We start from the raw sequence: 18373 nt of genomic DNA, 5'->3' as shown, positions 1-18373 counted from the left end.
CCAAAAACGGATAGACGCATGGGTAACCGCCTCTCCAAGATCTACACCCGCACCGGGGATGACGGCACCACCGGCCTTGCCGATGGCAACCGTATTGCCAAGAACAGCCTGCGGGTGGAAGCCATGGGTACCATGGACGAGCTCAACGCCCAGATGGGCATTCTGGTCGAGTCACTCGGTGTAGAAGAACAGGCGCTGAAAGAAGTCCTGCAACGGGTACAGCACCACCTTTTCGATCTCGGTGGCGAATTCGCTATCCCAGGCAGCAGAGTGGTGGCTGACAGCCACATTGACTGGCTGGAAGGCACTCTGGATCACTGGAACCAGGACCTGCCACCGCTGAAGAACTTCGTGCTTCCAGGCGGCTCCATGCCCGCAGCGCAGTGCCACATGGCAAGAGCCGTGTCTCGCCGCGCGGAGCGCATCACGGTGGCGCTCGGGCACGAGGAGTCCATCAACCCGGATGCCCGCCAGTACCTGAATCGGCTTTCAGACTTCCTTTTTGTCGCAGCCCGGGTACTGGCCCGCCGCGAAGGGGCAGCTGAGGTCCTCTGGGATCAGCAGATGAGCAAGCCTAAACCCTGAACCGCTCCACCTGCTCGTGGAGCGATGCGGTCAGGTCAGCAAGCTCACGACTGGCCGCAAGGGTTTCTTCAGCATTACCCGCAGTCTCACGACCCACTCCGGAAATCGTTTCAACATTACTGTTGATGTTGTGAGCCACTGCTGACTGCTCCTCGGCCGCCTGCGCAATCTGCTGGCTCATATCCACAATACGGCGAATGGCGTTAACGATGTTCTCCAGTGCCTCGGTAACCTCGCCGGATTTGGTCACCGTCTCATTGGTGACTTCGTGACTGTTGTTCATGGCGGTCACAGCATCCTTAACGCCGGATTGCAGGCGACTGACCATCTCCTCAATCTCTTCCGTGGACTTGTGTGTGCGTTGCGACAGTGAACGCACCTCATCCGCGACCACGGCGAAGCCACGCCCCTGTTCGCCGGCCCGCGCCGCCTCGATCGCAGCATTGAGAGCAAGAAGGTTGGTCTGTTCAGCAATCGCCTTGATCTCATTCAGTACCTGACTGATGCTGCTGCTGTCTTCGCTGACTCGGTTGATAACGTCCGCGGCCCCCTTGATCTCCTCGGCCAGCCGATTAATGGTCTGGACAGAGTCGCCAACCACATCCTGGCCCTGCTCTGCCTCTGAGTCCGCCTCATTGGCATTGTCCAGCGCTTGCTGGGAACTCTTCGCCACTTCCTGAACCGTCTCCACCATCTGCTTCATGGCATCATTGATCTGATCGGTTTCCTGCATCTGACGTGATACGGCATCTGAATTGGATGTGGCCGTCTCATTAACGCGCCGGGCCTGTTGATCCACCTGATTCACCGTTGCGCGCACCGATTCGACCAGCTCTCGGATACTCTCCGTCATACCGTTGAACTCGGTGCTCAGTTCGCCCAGTTCGTCATGACTGTTGAGTTCCAGCTGGACCCGCATATCGCCGTCCGAAACGCGGCGGGCGGCGTCGGCGAAATTCTGGACAGCCGTGCGTACGGAGTAGTAGAAGCCGGTGTACAGCCAGACAATGATCATCAGCACCACCGCCAGCGAGGCGAAAATGACGGTTCGTTGTTGGCGTTCACTGGCCATGCGCTCCTTCAGTTTGCCACGGATGGCGCCTAGCAGTTCATCACTCAGTGAATACAGCTCACCGATGGGCTTCGAGACCTCCGCATCATAATCCCCAGCCGGGTATTCAAGGCGGAAGGGAGTGATGACCTTCGTTTCCATCAGATCGCGGACTTCAACAGGGGCCTTGCCGAGCTGCTCGGCATCCTGAGTGAAGCGCTGACCGATGACCGGCGCCGCGTCGAACCCAAGATTAAACGCTGTCTGGAGCTGATTGCTCACGTTCGTAAGGTTGTCGTAGATACCATTCATACGCTTACTGAGCTGGCCGGAAAGCCGGCCCTCGTTAAGCCCATAGATTCCGAAAGAGCGGGCCTGCCCCATTTCGTCGACCACGGGCGTGATCCCGTTGATGATCAGTTCCAGAAGCATCTGAACACTATTGGAGGGATCCTGACCCAGTCCGCTTACCTGAACCACTGTGTTGCGCAGCGCCAAAGTCTTCTGGAAAAACTGGTCGTAGAGATTGAATTGGCGGTCCGCTGTCTGAAGGTACTGATTTTCCTCCAGCATCCGCTCCCAGGATCCGGTTACCTCATCCAGCTGCGCCTTCAACGTATCGCCGTTTTCAAGATTGCTGGCATAATCACGCAGTCCCTGCAGCTGCTCGGTCACGGAGGCCTGAGCCTGCTGTGACTTTTCCTGGAGTTCACCCTCCAGCTCGCGCACCCGCACCACCGTCTGGTAATCACGGTATCGTTGGGCGCTACGCACCAGATCATTGGCTTCAGCCACGGCTTGTGTACCGCCGATGGCCCGATCCAGATCATCGATGGACGCGTTCAGCTGACTCACCAAAAGGTAGCCAAGACCAACGATGGGCAGCAGGAACAAAACGCTGATGAGACTGAACTTATAGACGATCTTCAGTCTGTTCATCAGCAGAATGGCAGGTGCTAGCAGTTTCTTCACGATACGCCCTCCGAGCGTTCAAACACACCAGTCGTACTGGCAGACCGGTCTTACCGGCTCTATCGCCTGTGTGCCGCGCTCCAATGCGGCGTTAACCGTTTCCCGGCTCCTTCAGGAAATCGCTCAGTGTCTGAAAGTTTAGGTGACATGCGCGTCGAGACAAGCCAGATCCGTCAACTTCCCTGCCGTTTAACGACTTTTTCCCGAGAATCTTGAGCTATCAGGGTAGAATTCCCATCAAAGCAAGAACCGCAAGCACCGCCAGCCAGACCAGCATGCTGCGATTGAGCAAATTGCGAACGGCCAGCAGACTCCGATGGCCGTAATCCGGCCAGCCATCCGGGTCATGAACCTGGAAACGAGCGGGGTCCAACGCATAGCTGGAAAGCGCACTTCCGGCTGCGGTCAGCAGCACATCGTTACAGCCGGCTCTCATCCGGAGACGACGGTTGCACGCTTCACCAGCCCAGCCAGAGAAGTCCCCAGCCAGCGCAAAGCTGAATGACAGCAACCAGCGCGGCGGTACGGTGAGCCAGTGGCTCCAGCGCTCAAAAAACGTCCGCACGCCTGTGGAGGGGTAGTGATCCCGCAACATCAGCGCCACCAGAATCAGAACCACCCCTGCCGGCCCCAGCAAAGCGTACCAGAACAGCGGCAGGAAATAGCGTTCAAAAGTGGTCTGAATGAGCGCCCCGCACAGACTCAGGTGAAGCTGCTCAGGCGCTAACGCCGCACCGCGCTGCTCCGCGGGCAACAGTGGTGAGATGTGACGCCAGGCACTTTGCATATCGCCGGAACGCCAGGCTGCACTGTAGGCAGTCAGTGGCTTGCGCCAACCAGGCATGCCCGTACCGGCGACCAGCAGAACCAGTGCCAGAACGCTGGCCCAAAGACCGCCAGCGATACCGCTGGCGCCCCAGGACAGCAGACCAACCAGCAGCACCAACACGCCATAGAGCGCCACGATCCAGCGCAGCGTCGCGCTGCCATCGCCCCTCTCCGCTGGCGCATGCTCAAGGATCCGGCGCTGCCAGTCGGCGGGAGTCAGCCAGCCACGTGCATCCAGCTGCCGGCGCAGCATCCAGGCCACAATGACCACCAGAAGGCGCATCAGCCCGACTCCTCTGCACCAGATTCAATACCCCGCCGCAGCCGCTGCCAGTCAAAACCAGCCCCGGGATCTGTTTTGCGCTCGGGGGCAATATCCGAATGACCGACGACACGATCCTGTGTCATTCCAGGGAATGCCCGGATCAGCCCCCTTGCCAGCGGGATCAGCTGCCCGTACTGAGCGTCCGTGTACGGCGTCTCATCAGTACCCTCAAGCTCAATACCGATGCCAAAATCATTGCATTCCGCGCGTCCGGCGAAACACGATCGCCCCGCATGCCAGGCGCGATCGAACAGGGAAACGAACTGCACCAGCTCACCATCACGACGGATCAGCATGTGTGCCGACACACGAAGATCATGCAGACGCTCAAACCAGGGATGTTCATTACAGTCGAGGGTATTGCAGAACAGGCGCTCGATGGCATCCCCCCCGAACTCGCCGGGCGGTAGGCTGATACCATGCACCACCAACAGCGAGACGGCGGTACCTGGAGGACGAGCATCGTAATTCTCCGAGGGCATGAGCCTGGCCTCTGGGAGCCAACCATCGGGCCCCGGCGTCAGATGGTCAAACGGTTCTCTGGGCAATGAGTTCACTCGGTAGCGGATTCAGGCTGCAGTGAAGCATAGTCGCCGTATTTTGCAATACGTCAGGCGGTGTTTCAGGCCGTCTGTCCCTGGCGGAGACTGTCGATAACCGACTCCAGTGCCCGGTCAAAGATCAGCCCGTCATCCAGCATTTCAAGAGTGCCATCCGCGAGCGCCCGGTTCACCTCCGACATCATGTACTCAACGACTCGGGCTCCATTGCGGTTAACAAAGATGTACTTTCCCGTGGCCCGGATCACCGCCGCCAGCTTGCAGCGCACCGGGTCGCCTTCAGGTGGCTGCCACGTCAGCCAGGCGCCCACACTCAGCTCCGGCGGCGTATCATCTTCCTGTCCCGGCTCCGCCTCATCAGGTTCCTGTTCTACAAGCTGTTCCCCCGCATCGCTGCCTTCATCGAGCCCCGGAGGCGCCTCTCGTGGCGCCGTCTTCAGCCGCTGGAGCACGTCCACATGCACCAGCTCAAGCTGGTGCAGGTTGCGATCCAGATCAAAGGGATCCCACCCAATCTCTTCCAGGCTCTCTTTTACACTGCGAACAATGCCGGGAATCTCACGCAGCACCACTGACCGGGTGGATGCCAGGAAAGGATCCGGATCCAGACTCCACAGCAGCCTTTGAGTCAGGGCACACTGCTGCTGCCAGCCTTCTCCTTCGGCGCCTTCGCGCAGGTAATGCCACTTGAGCACTCGGGACCAGGCGTTATCCAGAAAATCGACCAGAGCCTCCGGCACAGTGCGCCCGGCCCTGGCCTGCCCCAGGAATCGTTCCACCTCTGCCTGTGCCTGTTCATCCCGTGCTCGGCCTTCCTCAGCATCACGCAGGCGCTGCTCCACAAGCTCGCGCCGCCGACGGTCTTTTTCCATGAAGGCGGCAAAGTCCTCCAGAACGGATTCAAAAACGCTGACATCGTCGCTGTACTCGTTGAGGATCCGACTGACTGCCGCCTCTATCTTTTCGTAGAGCGGATCGCGGCTGCTGTCGCCGCTCCCATTCCACAATAGAGCCGCCGCGGCGAGCTCGTTGAGCAGTTTGCGGGCAGGGTGGCCGCCACGTTCGAAGAAAGCCGGATCCACCAGCGCTACCTTGACCATGGGAATCTGCAGGCGACCGATAAGGGCCTGCATCGTTTCAGGCAGCCGACGGTCTTCCAGGATGAAATCAAACAGCATCGAAACCAGGTTGATCACGTCCGAATCCGCCTGGCGCACATTGCGGTCATTCTCGCTGACCATATTCTGTACGACGGGGATCGCGCCGCCAGCCTGAGCGGCCTCGGCCGAAAATTGAACGCCGGAGAGCATCTGCACAAGCTCGGACGTTTGGACTGGTGTCCCCCCTTGACCGGCACCAATCACGGAAGAACCGGAGCCATTACCCACGCTTCCCGCAGACCCGGCACCGCCCGGGCTGCCACTGGCATGCATCATCTCAATCAAGCTACGGATGTCCGTCCCGCCACTCGGCTGCTGTGTTGAGGCTTCAGCAGCTCCGCCCGTCACATCACCACCAGCGGTGCCCCCTTCACCACCAAAAGACCCTTGGCTGCTGCTCCGATGCTGGCGCTTCGGAGCCGGGTTCTTCAGATTGGGCAGAACGCCTTCATCACTGAGGTGCTGGTTCGCTTCGGTATAGAGGTTGTCCAGCTGATTGATCAAAAGCTTATCGAACAGCTTGTAAATCACCAGCCGCGAGCGAATGTCGATGGACAGCGACGAACAGGCGTCCGCAAGACCGTGACAGATCACTTCCGGCCCCAGTGGATTGCACGATGAGGCCAGATCCAGATCGCCAAGAAGCTCCGCCATGCGCTGGCGCAGCAGCTCCACCTGATCGTTGTAGCGATTACGGATGCGCTGGATCATATTATCCACCGCCACCTGTTCCTCCAGGTCATCATCATCCACCAGTGATAGGGACTCGAGATCGGACTCCCCTTCACTGTGCCGCCCGGGGGCTGGCTCAAAATGACCGCCTTCGTTGAAAGCACGGCTCAGCCACTGCTGAAAGGCCAGGGTCATGGATTGGCGCTGCATACGCAGTTCACGCATGGCATCAAAGTAAGTCGTCTGCTCCGCATTGGAACGGGAGCGCTCCGAAAGATCGAACAGGGCATCGTCAGCGCTGTCAAAGAATGCGTCGAGAAGGGTTCGGAACCGAACCGCCGCTCTGTCACGCAGACTGATCAGCGGCGCCGGCAGCTGCCGAGGCTCACTGGACTGACCAATGGTGACCACGTTCTCTCCACGACTCATCTGTCTGACTCCCGAGATTCAGCGAAACGCCGATTGGAATTTTCAACATTTCCACTATAGAGTCGGAATCCGTCAATCTGTGTCAGAATTTGTCACCTTTTGTGACCACCATCAGAAAGGGCTCCACCATGATGAACCAGATCCCTGCTGCCACACTGCGTCAGGCCGTGACCCGGAATGTCGCCGCCAGCATTGCCGAGGATGAAGGCAGTGGTGACCGCACGGCTGCGCTCATTGACCCGGAGCGAAAGGTTGAGGCCAGCGTCATCATCCGCCACGCGGGTGTGATTGCAGGTAGACCCTGGGTGGACGAGAGCTTCCGACAGGTGGATCCGCAACTCGCCGTGACCTGGCACTGCAACGAAGGACAGCAGGTCGACGCGGACACCAACCTTCTGACCATCACCGGTCCTGCCCGCTCTCTTCTCACGGCCGAGCGCATTGCGCTCAACTGGCTGCAGACGCTTTCCGGGGTGGCAACGCGCTGTCGTTCCTATGCGGACCGTGTCGCTCATACCCAAACCCAACTGCTGGACACCCGCAAAACCCTGCCCGGGATGCGTATCGCGCAGAAGTACGCGGTGCGCTGCGGCAGCTGTGCCAACCACCGCATCGGGCTATATGACGGTATACTCATCAAGGAGAACCACATCACCAGCTGTGGCTCGATAACCGCCGCGGTTGAACGGGCCCGGGAGACCTCCCCGGATGTGCCTCTGGAGGTGGAAACGGAAACCGAGGCGCAAGTGGCCGAGGCCATTGCTGCCGGCGCCGACCACATCATGCTGGATGAGTTCCCGCTGGAAAGCATGACTCGAGTGGTAGAACGTTACAGCGGTATCGCCCGCTTCGAGGCTTCCGGGGGAATCACTGAACAGAAGCTGGCAACCATCGCGGAAACCGGCGTCGATTTCATCTCCCTGGGTGTGTTGACCAAGGACGTCACCGCAGCAGATCTGTCACTGCGTATCAAAGACGATGACTGAGCCGGCAGAGCCGCTGGTGAACGTCTATGTTTAGACACTGAAGTGTCTACCTGATAGAGAGGAGGATTCGCCGGTGACCGACGCGATTCGCAGCTTCCTGGCCGTTCCCGTGGCCGACACCGTGGCGGAGCCGCTCATGGCCACAATCAATGCCTCAACCCCCAGCTTGCCGCCACTGAAAGCCACGCCACGGGCCAACCTCCATCTTACGCTGGTATTTCTGGGCTCGCTCCCGCGATCAACATTGAGCCAACAGGTGATTCCCCGGGTGAGCGAGCTGCTGGCCGATGCCCGCCCGGGCCGCATCCATTGCCGCCAGGTTGCCGGCTTCCCGGATCCAGGCAAACCGCGCCATCTGGTGCTTGAGGGCTATGCCTCCCCCACCATCGAAACACTCCAGCGCACCCTCAGAGAGGGATTGGCCGCAACACTCGGCCAATCCCAACAGGAACGCCAATGGCGCCCCCACATCACCGTGGCGCATTTGCGCGACCGACGGCCGCCCGCCATCAGGCCAACACCCTGGCAGGCGGAGCTACCGGTCTCCGAGGTCTGCCTCTACGACAGCCAGCAGGGGCTCCATGGTCCGGTTTACGAGGTGCGCGAACGCTGGTCACTGAGCCACGAGCCGGCTGAAACTGACGGGGACACCTAACGCGCGGCGGTTACCAGCTCGTCCAGACGCCGAAGTGCCTCGATCAGGGTAATGCCGTCCAGCTCGTGCTGGCGGAAATACTCTTCAGCCATAGGCGCAACATCACACCAGGTAGGCATGGGGTCGCCTCCTTCCAGCATCCCCTCAAGCTTGGGCAGGAAAACAAACTGGATCCATTCCGGGAATGTCATGGTATCCACACAGAAGGGCTGGACGCTGGCTAATGCCTCCGGGGACGGAGATACACTGCTGCGCAGCGCCAAATCGGACAGCGCCTGGCCGACCGCCTTGATCGCCTCAACCAGGGCTTTGCGCGCCTGTTCCTGATCCATCGCCATCAAATCAAACCCCCAGCGGTTCCACTTCCACGGTCTCACCATTGAGCAAACCGTAGAGATCCTGGAAACGGGCCGTAAGATTGTGCTTCGGTGCCATATAAATCAGAGGGCGGCCCGCCTGATGGGACTCTTTCATCTTGACCGAGGACGGCAGCCTCACTGGCAGAACGGGCAACCCCTCGTCCGTCAGTTCCTGGACAAGCCGGCGCGGCAGGCTTGCCTGGCTCTGGAACTGATTCGCAATGATGCCTTCAACCATCAGATCCGGATTGTGGTCTTCCTGGATTTCCTGGATTTCGCCGAGGAGGCTGTACAGCGCCTTGCGGGAGAAATCGTCGCAATCGAAAGGAATCAGGCAACGCTGGGCCGCGATCAGTGCCGAGCGGGTATAGAAGTTGAGCGCCGGAGCGGTATCGATATAGATCGCATCGTAGAGATCACTCAGGCGGCTGAGATGATCCCTCAGCTTGTAGATCTTATGCTTGGCCTCAAGTTTACGCTCCAGGTAGTCCAGCTCCGGACTGGAGGGCAGCACGTGCAGATTGGAAAACGCCGATGCATGCACAAATTCCTGGGGGCGGCGGTTAGTGATCCGGAAGGCGATGGACTGTTCCAGCAGGTCGCCCACCGTATCGTTCAACGCTTCTGCTGACTGCCCGAGCAGATACTGGGTTGAATTCCCCTGCGGGTCCAGATCGACCACCAGGGTCCGCACCCCCCGGCTCGCGCTGATGGCCGCCAGATTGCTCACGATGCTGGATTTACCCACACCGCCCTTCTGATTGAAAACCACCCGGCGCATGGCTGTTCCCCCTGTCTTTTTGCTGTTATCGATGAAGTCCCTGAACGTCAGGAGTTTACCAGCCCAGCACCTGCCTGACGAAGGGTACCGTCAACCGCCTCTGATGCTGCAGTGATGCCTCATCCAGACGATCCAGAAGCCCCAGAAGTTGGCCCGGATCCCTTGGGGCGCGGCGCAGGATGTAACGGGTCACCTCCTCCGGCATGGCAAGCCCGCGATTGGCCGCGCGAGCCCCGAGCATGGCCGCGCGCTGGTCGTCATCCGGAAGACACAGCTGCCACACGGGCAAGGCCCTGAGCCGCGAGGCCAGATCCGGCAAACCCCAGGTCAGCGCCGCCGGTGGCTGCCGGCTGGCGATCAGAATGCGCCCGCCGGCATCCTGGACCCGGTTGAAAAGATGCAGCAGCGCCTCCTGCCAGGCCGTATCGTCCGGGAGTCCTTCAAGGTCATCCAGACAAACCGGGTCGAATCCCTCAAAGCCCTGAAGAGCCTCAGGCGCCAGTGACGCCGCCTCACGAAGGCTGATAGAAACCGGGTCATAACCGGCCGCTTCCGCTGCGAGGCAGACAGCATTGAGCAGGTGACTCTTACCTGCACCGGCCTCACCGCACAGCACCACCGCACCGGATTCCGGCGCCAGCGGCCAGGCCTGAAGGCGTCGAACCAGCGCGTCGTTGGGCCCGGCATGGAAGTTGTCGAATCCAGCCTCATCCCGAAGCAGAATTCTCAGGGGGAATTGTGAAGGCGTCTGCGTCATGGCTTCATTCTACTGCAGTGATGGAGCGCTTCCCCCACTGCCCTCCTCGGCGGAATCCAGCGGAACAATCTCTTGAGCCTCATCACTGCCCGGCCCCATACCAATGGCCGCGCGATCCTGATCCCACCGATAGTACAGTCGCAGTGCATCACCGTCGGTAGTCGAGCCACTGGGAATAGCACCGTCTGGTGGTCCGCCCATCAGCACCATCCGCTCATCAAGTCCAATGTAATCAAGCAGCAGACGCAGATCCCCGTTGAAGGCAAGTTCAAGTGTCAACCGATCCTGGTGAATGGCGTCTATCTGCACCGAACGGATTGGTTCCAATCCGGCCAGTGACTGGCGCACAGCTGCATAGGGCCCCAACCCTTCGACATCCGCGATAAGCATGCGGGCTGAGCGCAGCGCCTCCCCGCTGGCAGGCGCCACGGCGTAACGCCCGGCAAGCTGGTCAGCCCAGGCATTGACCAGCTGCTGCGCTACGTCAGCACGGTCATTAGCACGAGTGACACCATCCGCAATCCGATCATCACCGCGCCTGAGCTGCCAGCGCGCCCGCCAGCCATCACCGTCCCGGTTAACCCGGGCAATCGCCATCACATCATGGGGGTAGCGCCGGGAAGCGCGCCGTATGGGCTCCTGAAACAGCCCCCATATTTCGGAAAGACCGACTTGCGCACGATCCCTGTCGTCATTGAAAGGCAGCGCAAGAGGCATGCCGCGCTGCCGCGAGGTCTCCCAGAGAGGCTCTTTCCAGGGACCGCGTTCAGCGGCAAGAGCTTCTGAGTCCAGCGGCTGCATGGGTTTTTCGAGAAAAGGGGGCAAGATATTGTCACGATGGATCAGTTTGCGTTCACCGCGGCCATCCACCAAGAACCAGAGCAGAATCCGCGGCCGGGTGGCCCCCCAGACAGGAACCTGACGGTCCGCTAGTGCCTGACCAACCGCAGCGGTACTCAACGTGGCGTGCAGCTCGAGCTGTTTGCCGTTACGCCGATAGCTGAACGCTTCGATGAAACGCGCTGCATGATCGCCCAGAGCCTCTTGCGGCTGCTCACCGCCGGTATCATCCGGCACCATTCTCTGCACCCGGGCCGGGTCACCGGTCAGTCTCAGAAGCACTTGGCGCAATGCCTCTCGAAACGCCTCTTGCCGCACATCAGTACCGGTATCCTCAACCGGCACGACTGCATCGTAAAGACGATCCACAACCACTGCCTGAACAGAGCCAGCCAGCGCCAAAAGCAGAAAACCGCATGCCAGCAGCCCCATCCGGAGCCGATCAATGCCCAGTTGCACCCGAAATCCCATCGTCTTGTCCTCCAAGGTTGGCTCAGGATACAACAAGCACCCAGACCACGACACCCGCCGCATTTGGCCGGGGATGGCCGCGGTGCTAGAATCCGTCCAATACCCGTTTCGAGGAACCGCCCCATGAGCGATAACAACCAGGGAATGACCTACCGCGACGCCGGTGTCGATATTGATGCCGGCAGCGAGCTGGTGGAACGCATCGGTGACAGCGTCGCACGCACCCAGCGCCCGGAAGTGCTGGGCGGATTGGGGGGGTTTGGCGGCGCCTTCGCGGTCCCCGAAGGCTACAGGGAGCCGGTTCTGATCTCAGGAACCGATGGGGTTGGCACCAAACTGCGTCTGGCCATGGACATGGAACGCCATGACCGCATCGGTACCGATCTGGTGGCCATGTGCGTGAATGACATCATCGTGACCGGTGCCGAACCTCTATTCTTTCTCGATTATTACGCGACGGGCAAGCTCAACAATGACATCGCTGCCGACGTTATCAACGGCATCGCCGCTGGCTGTGAGAGCGCCGGCTGCTCGCTGGTGGGCGGCGAGACCGCGGAAATGCCCGGCATGTACCAGGGCAACGACTATGACCTGGCAGGCTTCTGTGTGGGCATCGTTGAGCGCAAACGTCTGATTGACGGCAGTCGCGTCGAAGCCGGCAATGCGCTGATCGGTCTCGGATCCTCGGGCCCACACGCCAATGGCTACTCTCTGATCCGCCGCGTTCTGGAACAGACCAACGCGGATCTGAAGCAATCGGTGGGCACGGAGACCCTGGGCGAGGCGCTGATGGCGCCCACCCGTATCTACGTCAAGCCGATGCTGGAAGTCCTGCACCAGTTCGATATCCGGGCCATGGCCCACATCACTGGTGGCGGACTGACCGAGAACCTGCCGCGCGTCCTCCCCGAGGGCACGGAAGCGGTTATCGATACCCACAGTTGGCAGTGGCCGGACGTCTTCCAGTGGCTGCAGCGCGCCGGCAACGTCGCGACAGATGAGATGTTCCGCACTTTCAACTGCGGCGTGGGCATGGTGGTCTGCATTCCGGACGCCGAGCGCGACCAGGTGCTCGAGACCCTGAACGACGCCGGCGAGGATGCGTGGCTTCTGGGTCACATCCAGGAATGCGACGAACCGGAGGCCAGTGAAGCCGCCGGCGTTCGCTTCGTGCCGGACAACGACGAACGCTGATGCCCAATACCCTGCCGCGTATCGTCGTCCTTATTTCCGGGGGTGGCACCAATCTGCAGGCGCTGATTGACGCTGAGGCAGCGGGTTCACTGGAGGGCACTATTGCGGGTGTCATCAGTAACCGCGCCGGCGTCAAAGGGCTGGAGCGGGCTGAAACCGCCGGTATCCCGACACGAGTCATTCCCCACCGGGAACATAGCAGCCGGGAATCCTTTGATGGGGCTCTCATGGCCACCATTGACGGTTTCAGCCCGGACCTTGTTGTGCTCGCCGGCTTCATGCGCATTCTCACCGATGCTTTCGTGCAGCACTATCAGGGGCGGCTGCTCAACATCCACCCTTCACTGCTGCCGGCCTGGCCGGGACTGCATACCCACCGCAAAGTCCTGGAAGCCGGCGAGGCCGAACACGGCGCCACGGTGCACTTCGTTACCGAAGAGCTGGATGGCGGCCCGCGCATCATCCGGGGTCGCGTTCCGGTGCACACGGACGATGATGAAGAAACCCTCGCAGGCCGCGTTGGTGCCCAGGAGCGGCGAATCTACCTCGAGGCCGTGCGCTGGTTCTGTCAAGGGCGGCTGCGGCTGGCCAATGGCGAGACGGAACTGGACGGTACCCGTCTGAACGAACCAGTTGACAGGGATAAAAATCCTTAAAGCCCTGGACTTGAGCTGTTACCCCGGTTCTCATAGGGTAGACTGGAACGGTTCAATCAGGAATTCCGCCATGGTCCAGACACGCCAACTGCTGTTCGCTCTTGCCGCCACGGCGGCACTGCCCTCGACTGCCGTGGCGGATAACGTCGATCTCTATCCCATGAGCAGCACCTATGGCGCCGAACTTGAACGTGGCATCACTATCAGCGGCGAAGCCACGCGCTCACTGGAACCCACAGACACGGGCCGCTGGATCTATCGTTTCGACGTGGACTCCTTCGTGGCCGATATCCGAGAATCCAGCCGTTTCCGCTTCGAGGACCAGACCGTAATCTCGCAACGGTACCGCTACAGCCTCGAGGGCTTTTTTCTGTCCAACCGCTACAAGAAGCTCGACTTCAATTGGGACAAGGGCGTCATTGCCGACCATGAGAACGACCGACGCACCGACATGAGCGAGCAGCTGGACGTCCAGGACCAGCTTGGTGCCCAGCTTCAGCTCTGGGTCGACCTGCGCGCCGGCAAAGAAACCATGGAATACGTGATCCCGGACGACGGCGACTTCAAGGATTACCAGTTTGAGGTGGTGCGCAGGGAGACCCTCGATACCCGCAAATTTGGCGACGTGGAAACGGTCGTTGTCGAGCGGGTCCGGGAAGAGGATTCGCCCCGGACCACCCTGATGTGGTTCGCCCCGGAATGGGATCACCTGCTGGTGCGTCTGGAACAGACCAACGACGAGGGCGAGGACTTCGAGATCTATCTCAAGAGCGCTACCCTCGACGGCGAGCGAATTCAGCCCTGAGCCCAGGCCCCCTTCACTTCCTCGGCAATGGTCTGCAGACCACGGGCTACATCCGCTTCGTCCTGGGAATAGGTGACCCGCAGGCACTCATGTCGGTGACGCCAGTCTTCATCCGCAAGACCGGGGAAGAAGTAGTGCCCTGATACCACCAGCACTCCCCTGGCCTTGAGCCGCCTATAGAGTTCCAGGCTGCTGATGGGCAGGTCTGGGAACCAGAGCCAAAGGAACATGGCACCCTCCGGTTTGTGGACCCGCCATGGGCAGTCATCCCCCATAGCCTCCCGGAAAGCTGCCACAGCCCTTTCCATCTTGCGCTGATAAACCGGCTGCACCAACTCGCGACTCATGGTAATGATCTCGCCAGTGCGCACCAACGGCTCTGCCAGCATAGCGCCGAAGCTGCCAGTAGCCAGATTCATGATGGCATTCATACCTGAAAGAGCGCGGATCACAGGCTTGTCGGCGATCACGATGCCTGTTCGCGCGGCCGGGATCCCAAGCTTGGAGAGACTCAGGCAGAGGATCTGCTCGGGCGTCCAACGCGGCGAGGCCTCGGTGTACATCAGATCCGGGAAGGGGGTGCCGTAGGCGCCATCCACGATCAGCGGGATGTCATGCTTGCGAGCCAGTTCCTCCAGGCCCAGCATCTCGCCGTCGGTAAGCACATTGCCGGTAGGGTTCGTCGGCCGGGATACGCAGATGGCGGCGGTATCCTGCGTGATCTCAAGCTGGGAGAAGTCGACCCGGTACTTGAACTGGTTATCGCCCAGCTCCTCAATCTCCGGGCGCGCAGCCCGGAACAGACCCGGCGTCAGGCCGGCATCCCCATAGCCGATGTATTCCGGCGCCAACGGCAGCAGGATATGCTTATGGCTGCCGTCCGGATGCTCTCCTGCCAGCATATTGAACAACATGAAGAACGCTGACTGGCTGCCGTTGGTCAGCGCCACGTTGTCCGTGGTCAGCCCCCAATCGTATTCGCGGTTCAGCAGCTCCACCAGGCTGGCGATGAACTGCTTCTCCCCCTGCGGGGGATCGTATGCTCCGGTCAGGCGGCGGAACTGATCGGGATCGTCTACCAGTTCCTTCATGATCGTCTGCAGCCGATCCGTGACCGCCGGAATATGGCCGGGATTGCCGCCGCCCATCATGACGACGTCGCCCCCAGAAGCCATAGCCTCGCCCAGATCGTCCATCAGCGAATTAATGCCGGCGTCCTCGCCAAGCTTCTGACCGAAGGATGACAGTTTCATGCAGGCTCCCGTTCAGGAATGATCCGTTTTTGTCCAGCGCTCGGGCACCGCAAGCCCCAGACTGCTGACGCCCCCATTGTGGGCCATGTCATGCAGTTCGTTCAGGGTCTCGCCGTCCGGCGCTGGCGCGCGCCGCAGCGTCTCGGCGAGGGTTTTCTGAAAGACCTTCTCCGCCTTCACCAGCTCATGGCTGTCGAACAGCTTCACCAGCGCATCGTCGTCCAACCCCTCGCCCTCGGTGACCTCGACGAACGTGGTCACCGCCTCCAGCGCCCGCGCCGCGGCATCAAAAGCACGCTTTTTCTCCGGGTTGACATGGCACAGGAAAGCCTGTTCCAAAAGATGCCACGCGTCCATCGCCGGCGCTACGCCATAGAAATCGTACTGCCCCGGGTCCGGATAAACCTCTTCCAGTCGGGTCAGCTGCTTCAGAGGGTCCACGTCGTGATCCCTGATTGCCAGCATCCGCCAGCCCCAGTCCAGGGCATCGCGGAAGCGATCCCCCCACTCGGGCTCAGTGATCTCGGCAAAAAGCGCGTAGTTGGGAAACGCGCGTTCAGCCAGTGCCAGTATGAAACCGTACTGGCGCCAGCCTGTCAGCCGGTTCATCTCACGCTGCCACTGCTTCGAATTCATCGGCCGCTCCCGGCACTCAGGTCTTGGGCAGGGTCACGCCGCGCTGCCCCATGTACTTGCCTTTGCGATCCGCGTAACTGATCTCGCAGGTCTCGTCGGACTCCAGAAACAACATCTGGGCGACACCTTCATTGGCGTAGATCCGGGCGGGAAGATTGGTGGTGTTGGAGAACTCCAGCGTCACCTGCCCTTCCCATTCCGGCTCCAGCGGCGTGACATTCACGATGATCCCGCAGCGGGCGTAGGTGGACTTGCCCAGGCAGATGGTCAGGATATTGCGCGGGATCCGGAGGTATTCAACAGTTTGTGCCAATGCAAACGAGTTTGGCGGAATAATGCACGATTCCCCAGAAACATTCACAAAGCTGTCTTCGTCAAAACTCTTGGGATCAACCGTCGCAGAGTGAACATTGGTAAAAATCTTGAACTCGGAGCTGCAGCGGACATCGTACCCATAACTGGAGGTACCGTACGATATCACGCGCCCCTTGTCCGCGGTTTCCTTGATCTGGCCGGGCTCGAAGGGTTCGATCATGCTGTGTTCCTGCGCCATCCGGCGGATCCAGCGATCGGATTTTATGCTCATGCTGCGTCCACGTTAACCGTTGGAGAATAGAGTCGCAGCGGATCATACCGCAGCGGAGGCAAAGACTGAAAGTCAGGAGCCGGGCGCAGCCTCGTCCCGCCGCTCCCGTCGGAGACGGCGGCGCAGCCGGATCCAGCGCGATACCCCGTGGGTGGCAAAATAGCCGCCTACCGCAAAGGGGGTCGCGACAATCAGGCTGCCAATGGCGGTAAACGTCATGGTGTCCCCGACATTCTCGAACATCCAGGATGGAATGAGATCCAGCGAAACCGGCAGCAATACAGTGAGCAGCTCGCCCAACTCATGAAACCCCCAGTACAGAGGCGCCATGGTGATGGGATTGCTGAGCCAGGAAACGGCGAAGGCAGCCGGGAAGTTGCCTCGAACGATGACGCAACCAATGATCATGAAGATGGTCTGGAACCCGACGGTTGGGGTCAGCCCCACAAAAAGACCCACGCTGACACCCCGAGCCGCCGATTCTACGCCTCCCCGCAGGCACCCGGTAACGTAAAGCATCCGCCAGAGCCGTGGATGGCCAACCAGCCAGTTATGGCCCCGGCGCCGGAGACCCCGGTAACGAGCCTGGAGAGTGGGAAATCGTTTCATACGCCCTGGACGAACAATGCTGGAAGCCGCGAAGAGCACCGTTTATAACGTATCACCCATCTCCACACCATTAAGACCCGTTTATCCTCTGCAATCAGGAACTCATCGCCGCTATGGGCGAACTGGTATCGCGTTCACGCTGTGACAGCGCCGCACCGACCCGGCGGGCCAGATCCGCGTAGATGCGGGATACTTCCGAGTCCGGCTCCGCCACTACTGTGGGGTTGCCGCCATCAGTCTGTTCACGGATCGTGCGGTGCAGCGGCAACTGCGCCAGCAACTCCACATCGTAATCCGCTGCCAGCCGCTCACCGCCGTCACTGCCGAACAGCGGCTCATGGTGCCCGCATTGGCTGCAGATGTGCGTACTCATGTTCTCAACCACGCCCAATACCGGAATATCCACCTTCCGGAACATCTCGATACCCTTCTGGCCATCCATCAGCGCCATATCCTGGGGAGTGGTCACCACCACCGCCCCGGTCACAGGCACCTTCTGCGCCAATGTGAGCTGGATGTCACCGGTACCCGGCGGCATGTCCACCACTAGGTAATCGAGGTTATCCCACAGCGTCTGGCCCACAAGCTGCTGGACCGCACCACTGACCATGGGCCCACGCCAGATCATGGGGGTCTTGTCGGTGATCATGAAGGCCATGGACATGGCCTGTATACCGTGCGCCTCCATCGGCACGAAATACTTGTCCTGCTTGGTCTCAGGCCGGCTGCCCTCGGGGATCCCCAGCATCAGTCCCACATTGGGGCCGTAAATGTCTGCATCCAGAATGCCCACGCGCGCCCCTTCGCCCGCCAGTGCCAGAGCCAGGTTCACGGCGGTGGTGGACTTGCCCACCCCGCCCTTGCCGGAGGCCACGGCAATGATGTTGCTCACGCCCCCCATGGCGTGCAGCTCGCCCTGAGCCTTGTGGGGGTGGATATTGTGACTGGTGGTGATGCGAACATCCTCGACACCGTCCACGTCCTCAATGGCATGGGTCAGGATCGATCGGGCCCCACCGGCGATACCGTCCCACGCATAGCCGAGCTGAACCTCGAAAGACACGGTGCTCCCCGCGATGGCCAGGTTGCGGATCGCCCCCAGCGTCAACAGGTCCTGCTTAAGGTAAGGGTCCGTGTACTGGCGGATGGCCTGCTCAACCGCCTTCTGGTCAATGTCCGTCATGCTGCTCCCGGTAACGCTGT

Annotated in this window: 19 protein-coding genes; 6 read left to right on the top strand and 13 right to left on the bottom strand. The window is 60.4% G+C overall.

Annotation, left to right across the window (positions count from 1 at the left end; translation table 11 throughout):
- Positions 1 to 18 precede the first annotated feature (18 nt).
- Complete coding sequence (locus tag AAF659_RS01970) at positions 19 to 585, top strand: cob(I)yrinic acid a,c-diamide adenosyltransferase (protein ID WP_349750021.1); 567 nt, start codon at positions 19 to 21, stop codon at positions 583 to 585.
- Here AAF659_RS01970 and AAF659_RS01965 read toward each other — a convergent pair.
- From AAF659_RS01965 to AAF659_RS01950, 4 genes are all read right to left on the bottom strand, one after another.
- Positions 575 to 2608, bottom strand: a complete 2034-nt coding sequence (locus AAF659_RS01965; protein WP_349750020.1) for a methyl-accepting chemotaxis protein — start codon at positions 2606 to 2608, stop codon at positions 575 to 577. The two genes, AAF659_RS01970 and AAF659_RS01965, sit on opposite strands and share 11 nt — an antisense overlap.
- A gap of 220 nt (positions 2609 to 2828) precedes the next feature.
- A complete protein-coding gene (locus tag AAF659_RS01960) occupies positions 2829 to 3719 on the bottom strand; it encodes a hypothetical protein (protein WP_349750019.1) in 891 nt (296 codons plus the stop codon).
- Positions 3719 to 4318 carry a 1,6-anhydro-N-acetylmuramyl-L-alanine amidase AmpD gene (ampD, locus tag AAF659_RS01955; protein WP_349750018.1) on the bottom strand — a complete coding sequence of 200 codons (600 nt, stop codon included), beginning with the start codon at positions 4316 to 4318 and terminating at the stop codon, positions 3719 to 3721. Before ampD ends, AAF659_RS01960 begins: the two co-directional genes overlap by 1 nt.
- Positions 4319 to 4383: 65 nt before the next feature.
- The gene (locus AAF659_RS01950; RefSeq protein ID WP_349750017.1) at positions 4384 to 6582 is read right to left on the bottom strand and encodes a DUF1631 domain-containing protein; all 2199 of its coding nucleotides are present in this window, start codon (positions 6580 to 6582) and stop codon (positions 4384 to 4386) included.
- Positions 6583 to 6710: 128 nt separating this feature from the next.
- On the opposite strand from AAF659_RS01950, the gene nadC reads away from it, so the two are divergent.
- Together nadC and thpR are read left to right on the top strand one after the other, a co-directional pair.
- Entirely contained in the window at positions 6711 to 7568 is an 858-nt protein-coding gene (gene nadC, locus AAF659_RS01945) for a carboxylating nicotinate-nucleotide diphosphorylase (RefSeq protein WP_349750016.1), read from the top strand.
- A 73-nt stretch (positions 7569 to 7641) separates the two neighbouring features.
- Positions 7642 to 8223: an RNA 2',3'-cyclic phosphodiesterase gene (gene thpR / locus AAF659_RS01940; protein WP_349750015.1), complete on the top strand. Its 582-nt coding sequence runs from the start codon at positions 7642 to 7644 to the stop codon at positions 8221 to 8223.
- Here the strand turns inward: thpR and AAF659_RS01935 are convergent.
- The 4 genes from AAF659_RS01935 to AAF659_RS01920 are packed head-to-tail and all read right to left on the bottom strand — an operon-like array spanning position 8220 to position 11431.
- Positions 8220 to 8561 (bottom strand): YqcC family protein, encoded by a 342-nt coding sequence (locus tag AAF659_RS01935; RefSeq protein WP_349750014.1) that lies wholly within the window; start codon positions 8559 to 8561, stop codon positions 8220 to 8222. The two genes, thpR and AAF659_RS01935, sit on opposite strands and share 4 nt — an antisense overlap.
- Before the next feature lie 4 nt (positions 8562 to 8565).
- On the bottom strand, positions 8566 to 9363 hold the full coding sequence (locus AAF659_RS01930) for a ParA family protein (protein ID WP_349750013.1): 798 nt from the start codon (positions 9361 to 9363) through the stop codon (positions 8566 to 8568).
- Positions 9364 to 9418: 55 nt separating this feature from the next.
- Positions 9419 to 10120, bottom strand: coding sequence for a DnaA regulatory inactivator Hda (hda, locus tag AAF659_RS01925; RefSeq protein ID WP_349750012.1), 702 nt, complete (start codon positions 10118 to 10120; stop codon positions 9419 to 9421).
- Positions 10121 to 10129: 9 nt separating this feature from the next.
- Entirely contained in the window at positions 10130 to 11431 is a 1302-nt protein-coding gene (locus AAF659_RS01920; RefSeq protein WP_349750011.1) for a DUF8605 domain-containing protein, read from the bottom strand.
- 123 nt (positions 11432 to 11554) lie between these two features.
- Here AAF659_RS01920 and purM point away from each other — a divergent pair, with 123 nt between their 5' ends.
- The 3 genes from purM to AAF659_RS01905 all read left to right on the top strand — a co-directional run bounded on the left by purM (position 11555) and on the right by AAF659_RS01905 (position 14086).
- Entirely contained in the window at positions 11555 to 12625 is a 1071-nt protein-coding gene (gene purM / locus AAF659_RS01915; protein WP_349750010.1) for a phosphoribosylformylglycinamidine cyclo-ligase, read from the top strand.
- Positions 12625 to 13281 carry a phosphoribosylglycinamide formyltransferase gene (purN, locus tag AAF659_RS01910; RefSeq protein WP_349750009.1) on the top strand — a complete coding sequence of 219 codons (657 nt, stop codon included), beginning with the start codon at positions 12625 to 12627 and terminating at the stop codon, positions 13279 to 13281. The genes purM and purN overlap by 1 nt, the downstream gene beginning before the upstream one ends.
- A gap of 70 nt (positions 13282 to 13351) precedes the next feature.
- The gene (locus AAF659_RS01905) at positions 13352 to 14086 is read left to right on the top strand and encodes a DUF3108 domain-containing protein (RefSeq protein ID WP_349750008.1); all 735 of its coding nucleotides are present in this window, start codon (positions 13352 to 13354) and stop codon (positions 14084 to 14086) included.
- Here AAF659_RS01905 and AAF659_RS01900 read toward each other — a convergent pair.
- The 5 genes from AAF659_RS01900 to apbC all read right to left on the bottom strand — a co-directional run bounded on the left by AAF659_RS01900 (position 14077) and on the right by apbC (position 18353).
- Positions 14077 to 15339 (bottom strand): valine--pyruvate transaminase, encoded by a 1263-nt coding sequence (locus AAF659_RS01900; protein ID WP_349750007.1) that lies wholly within the window; start codon positions 15337 to 15339, stop codon positions 14077 to 14079. The genes AAF659_RS01905 and AAF659_RS01900 overlap by 10 nt on opposite strands.
- A 12-nt stretch (positions 15340 to 15351) precedes the next feature.
- Positions 15352 to 15975 carry a DUF416 family protein gene (locus tag AAF659_RS01895; RefSeq protein WP_349750006.1) on the bottom strand — a complete coding sequence of 208 codons (624 nt, stop codon included), beginning with the start codon at positions 15973 to 15975 and terminating at the stop codon, positions 15352 to 15354.
- A gap of 16 nt (positions 15976 to 15991) precedes the next feature.
- Positions 15992 to 16561 carry a dCTP deaminase gene (gene dcd, locus AAF659_RS01890; RefSeq protein ID WP_349750005.1) on the bottom strand — a complete coding sequence of 190 codons (570 nt, stop codon included), beginning with the start codon at positions 16559 to 16561 and terminating at the stop codon, positions 15992 to 15994.
- A gap of 72 nt (positions 16562 to 16633) precedes the next feature.
- The gene (locus AAF659_RS01885; protein ID WP_349750004.1) at positions 16634 to 17170 is read right to left on the bottom strand and encodes a DUF2062 domain-containing protein; all 537 of its coding nucleotides are present in this window, start codon (positions 17168 to 17170) and stop codon (positions 16634 to 16636) included.
- 94 nt (positions 17171 to 17264) lie between these two features.
- Positions 17265 to 18353, bottom strand: a complete 1089-nt coding sequence (gene apbC, locus AAF659_RS01880) for an iron-sulfur cluster carrier protein ApbC (RefSeq protein ID WP_349750003.1) — start codon at positions 18351 to 18353, stop codon at positions 17265 to 17267.
- Positions 18354 to 18373 lie beyond the last annotated feature (20 nt).

The sequence above is a fragment of the Salicola sp. Rm-C-2C1-2 genome, assembly GCF_040196175.1.
GTDB lineage: Bacteria > Pseudomonadota > Gammaproteobacteria > Pseudomonadales > Oleiphilaceae > Halospina.
Note: the sequence above shows the minus strand (reverse complement) of the source record. Positions and strands in the feature narration are given on the sequence as shown.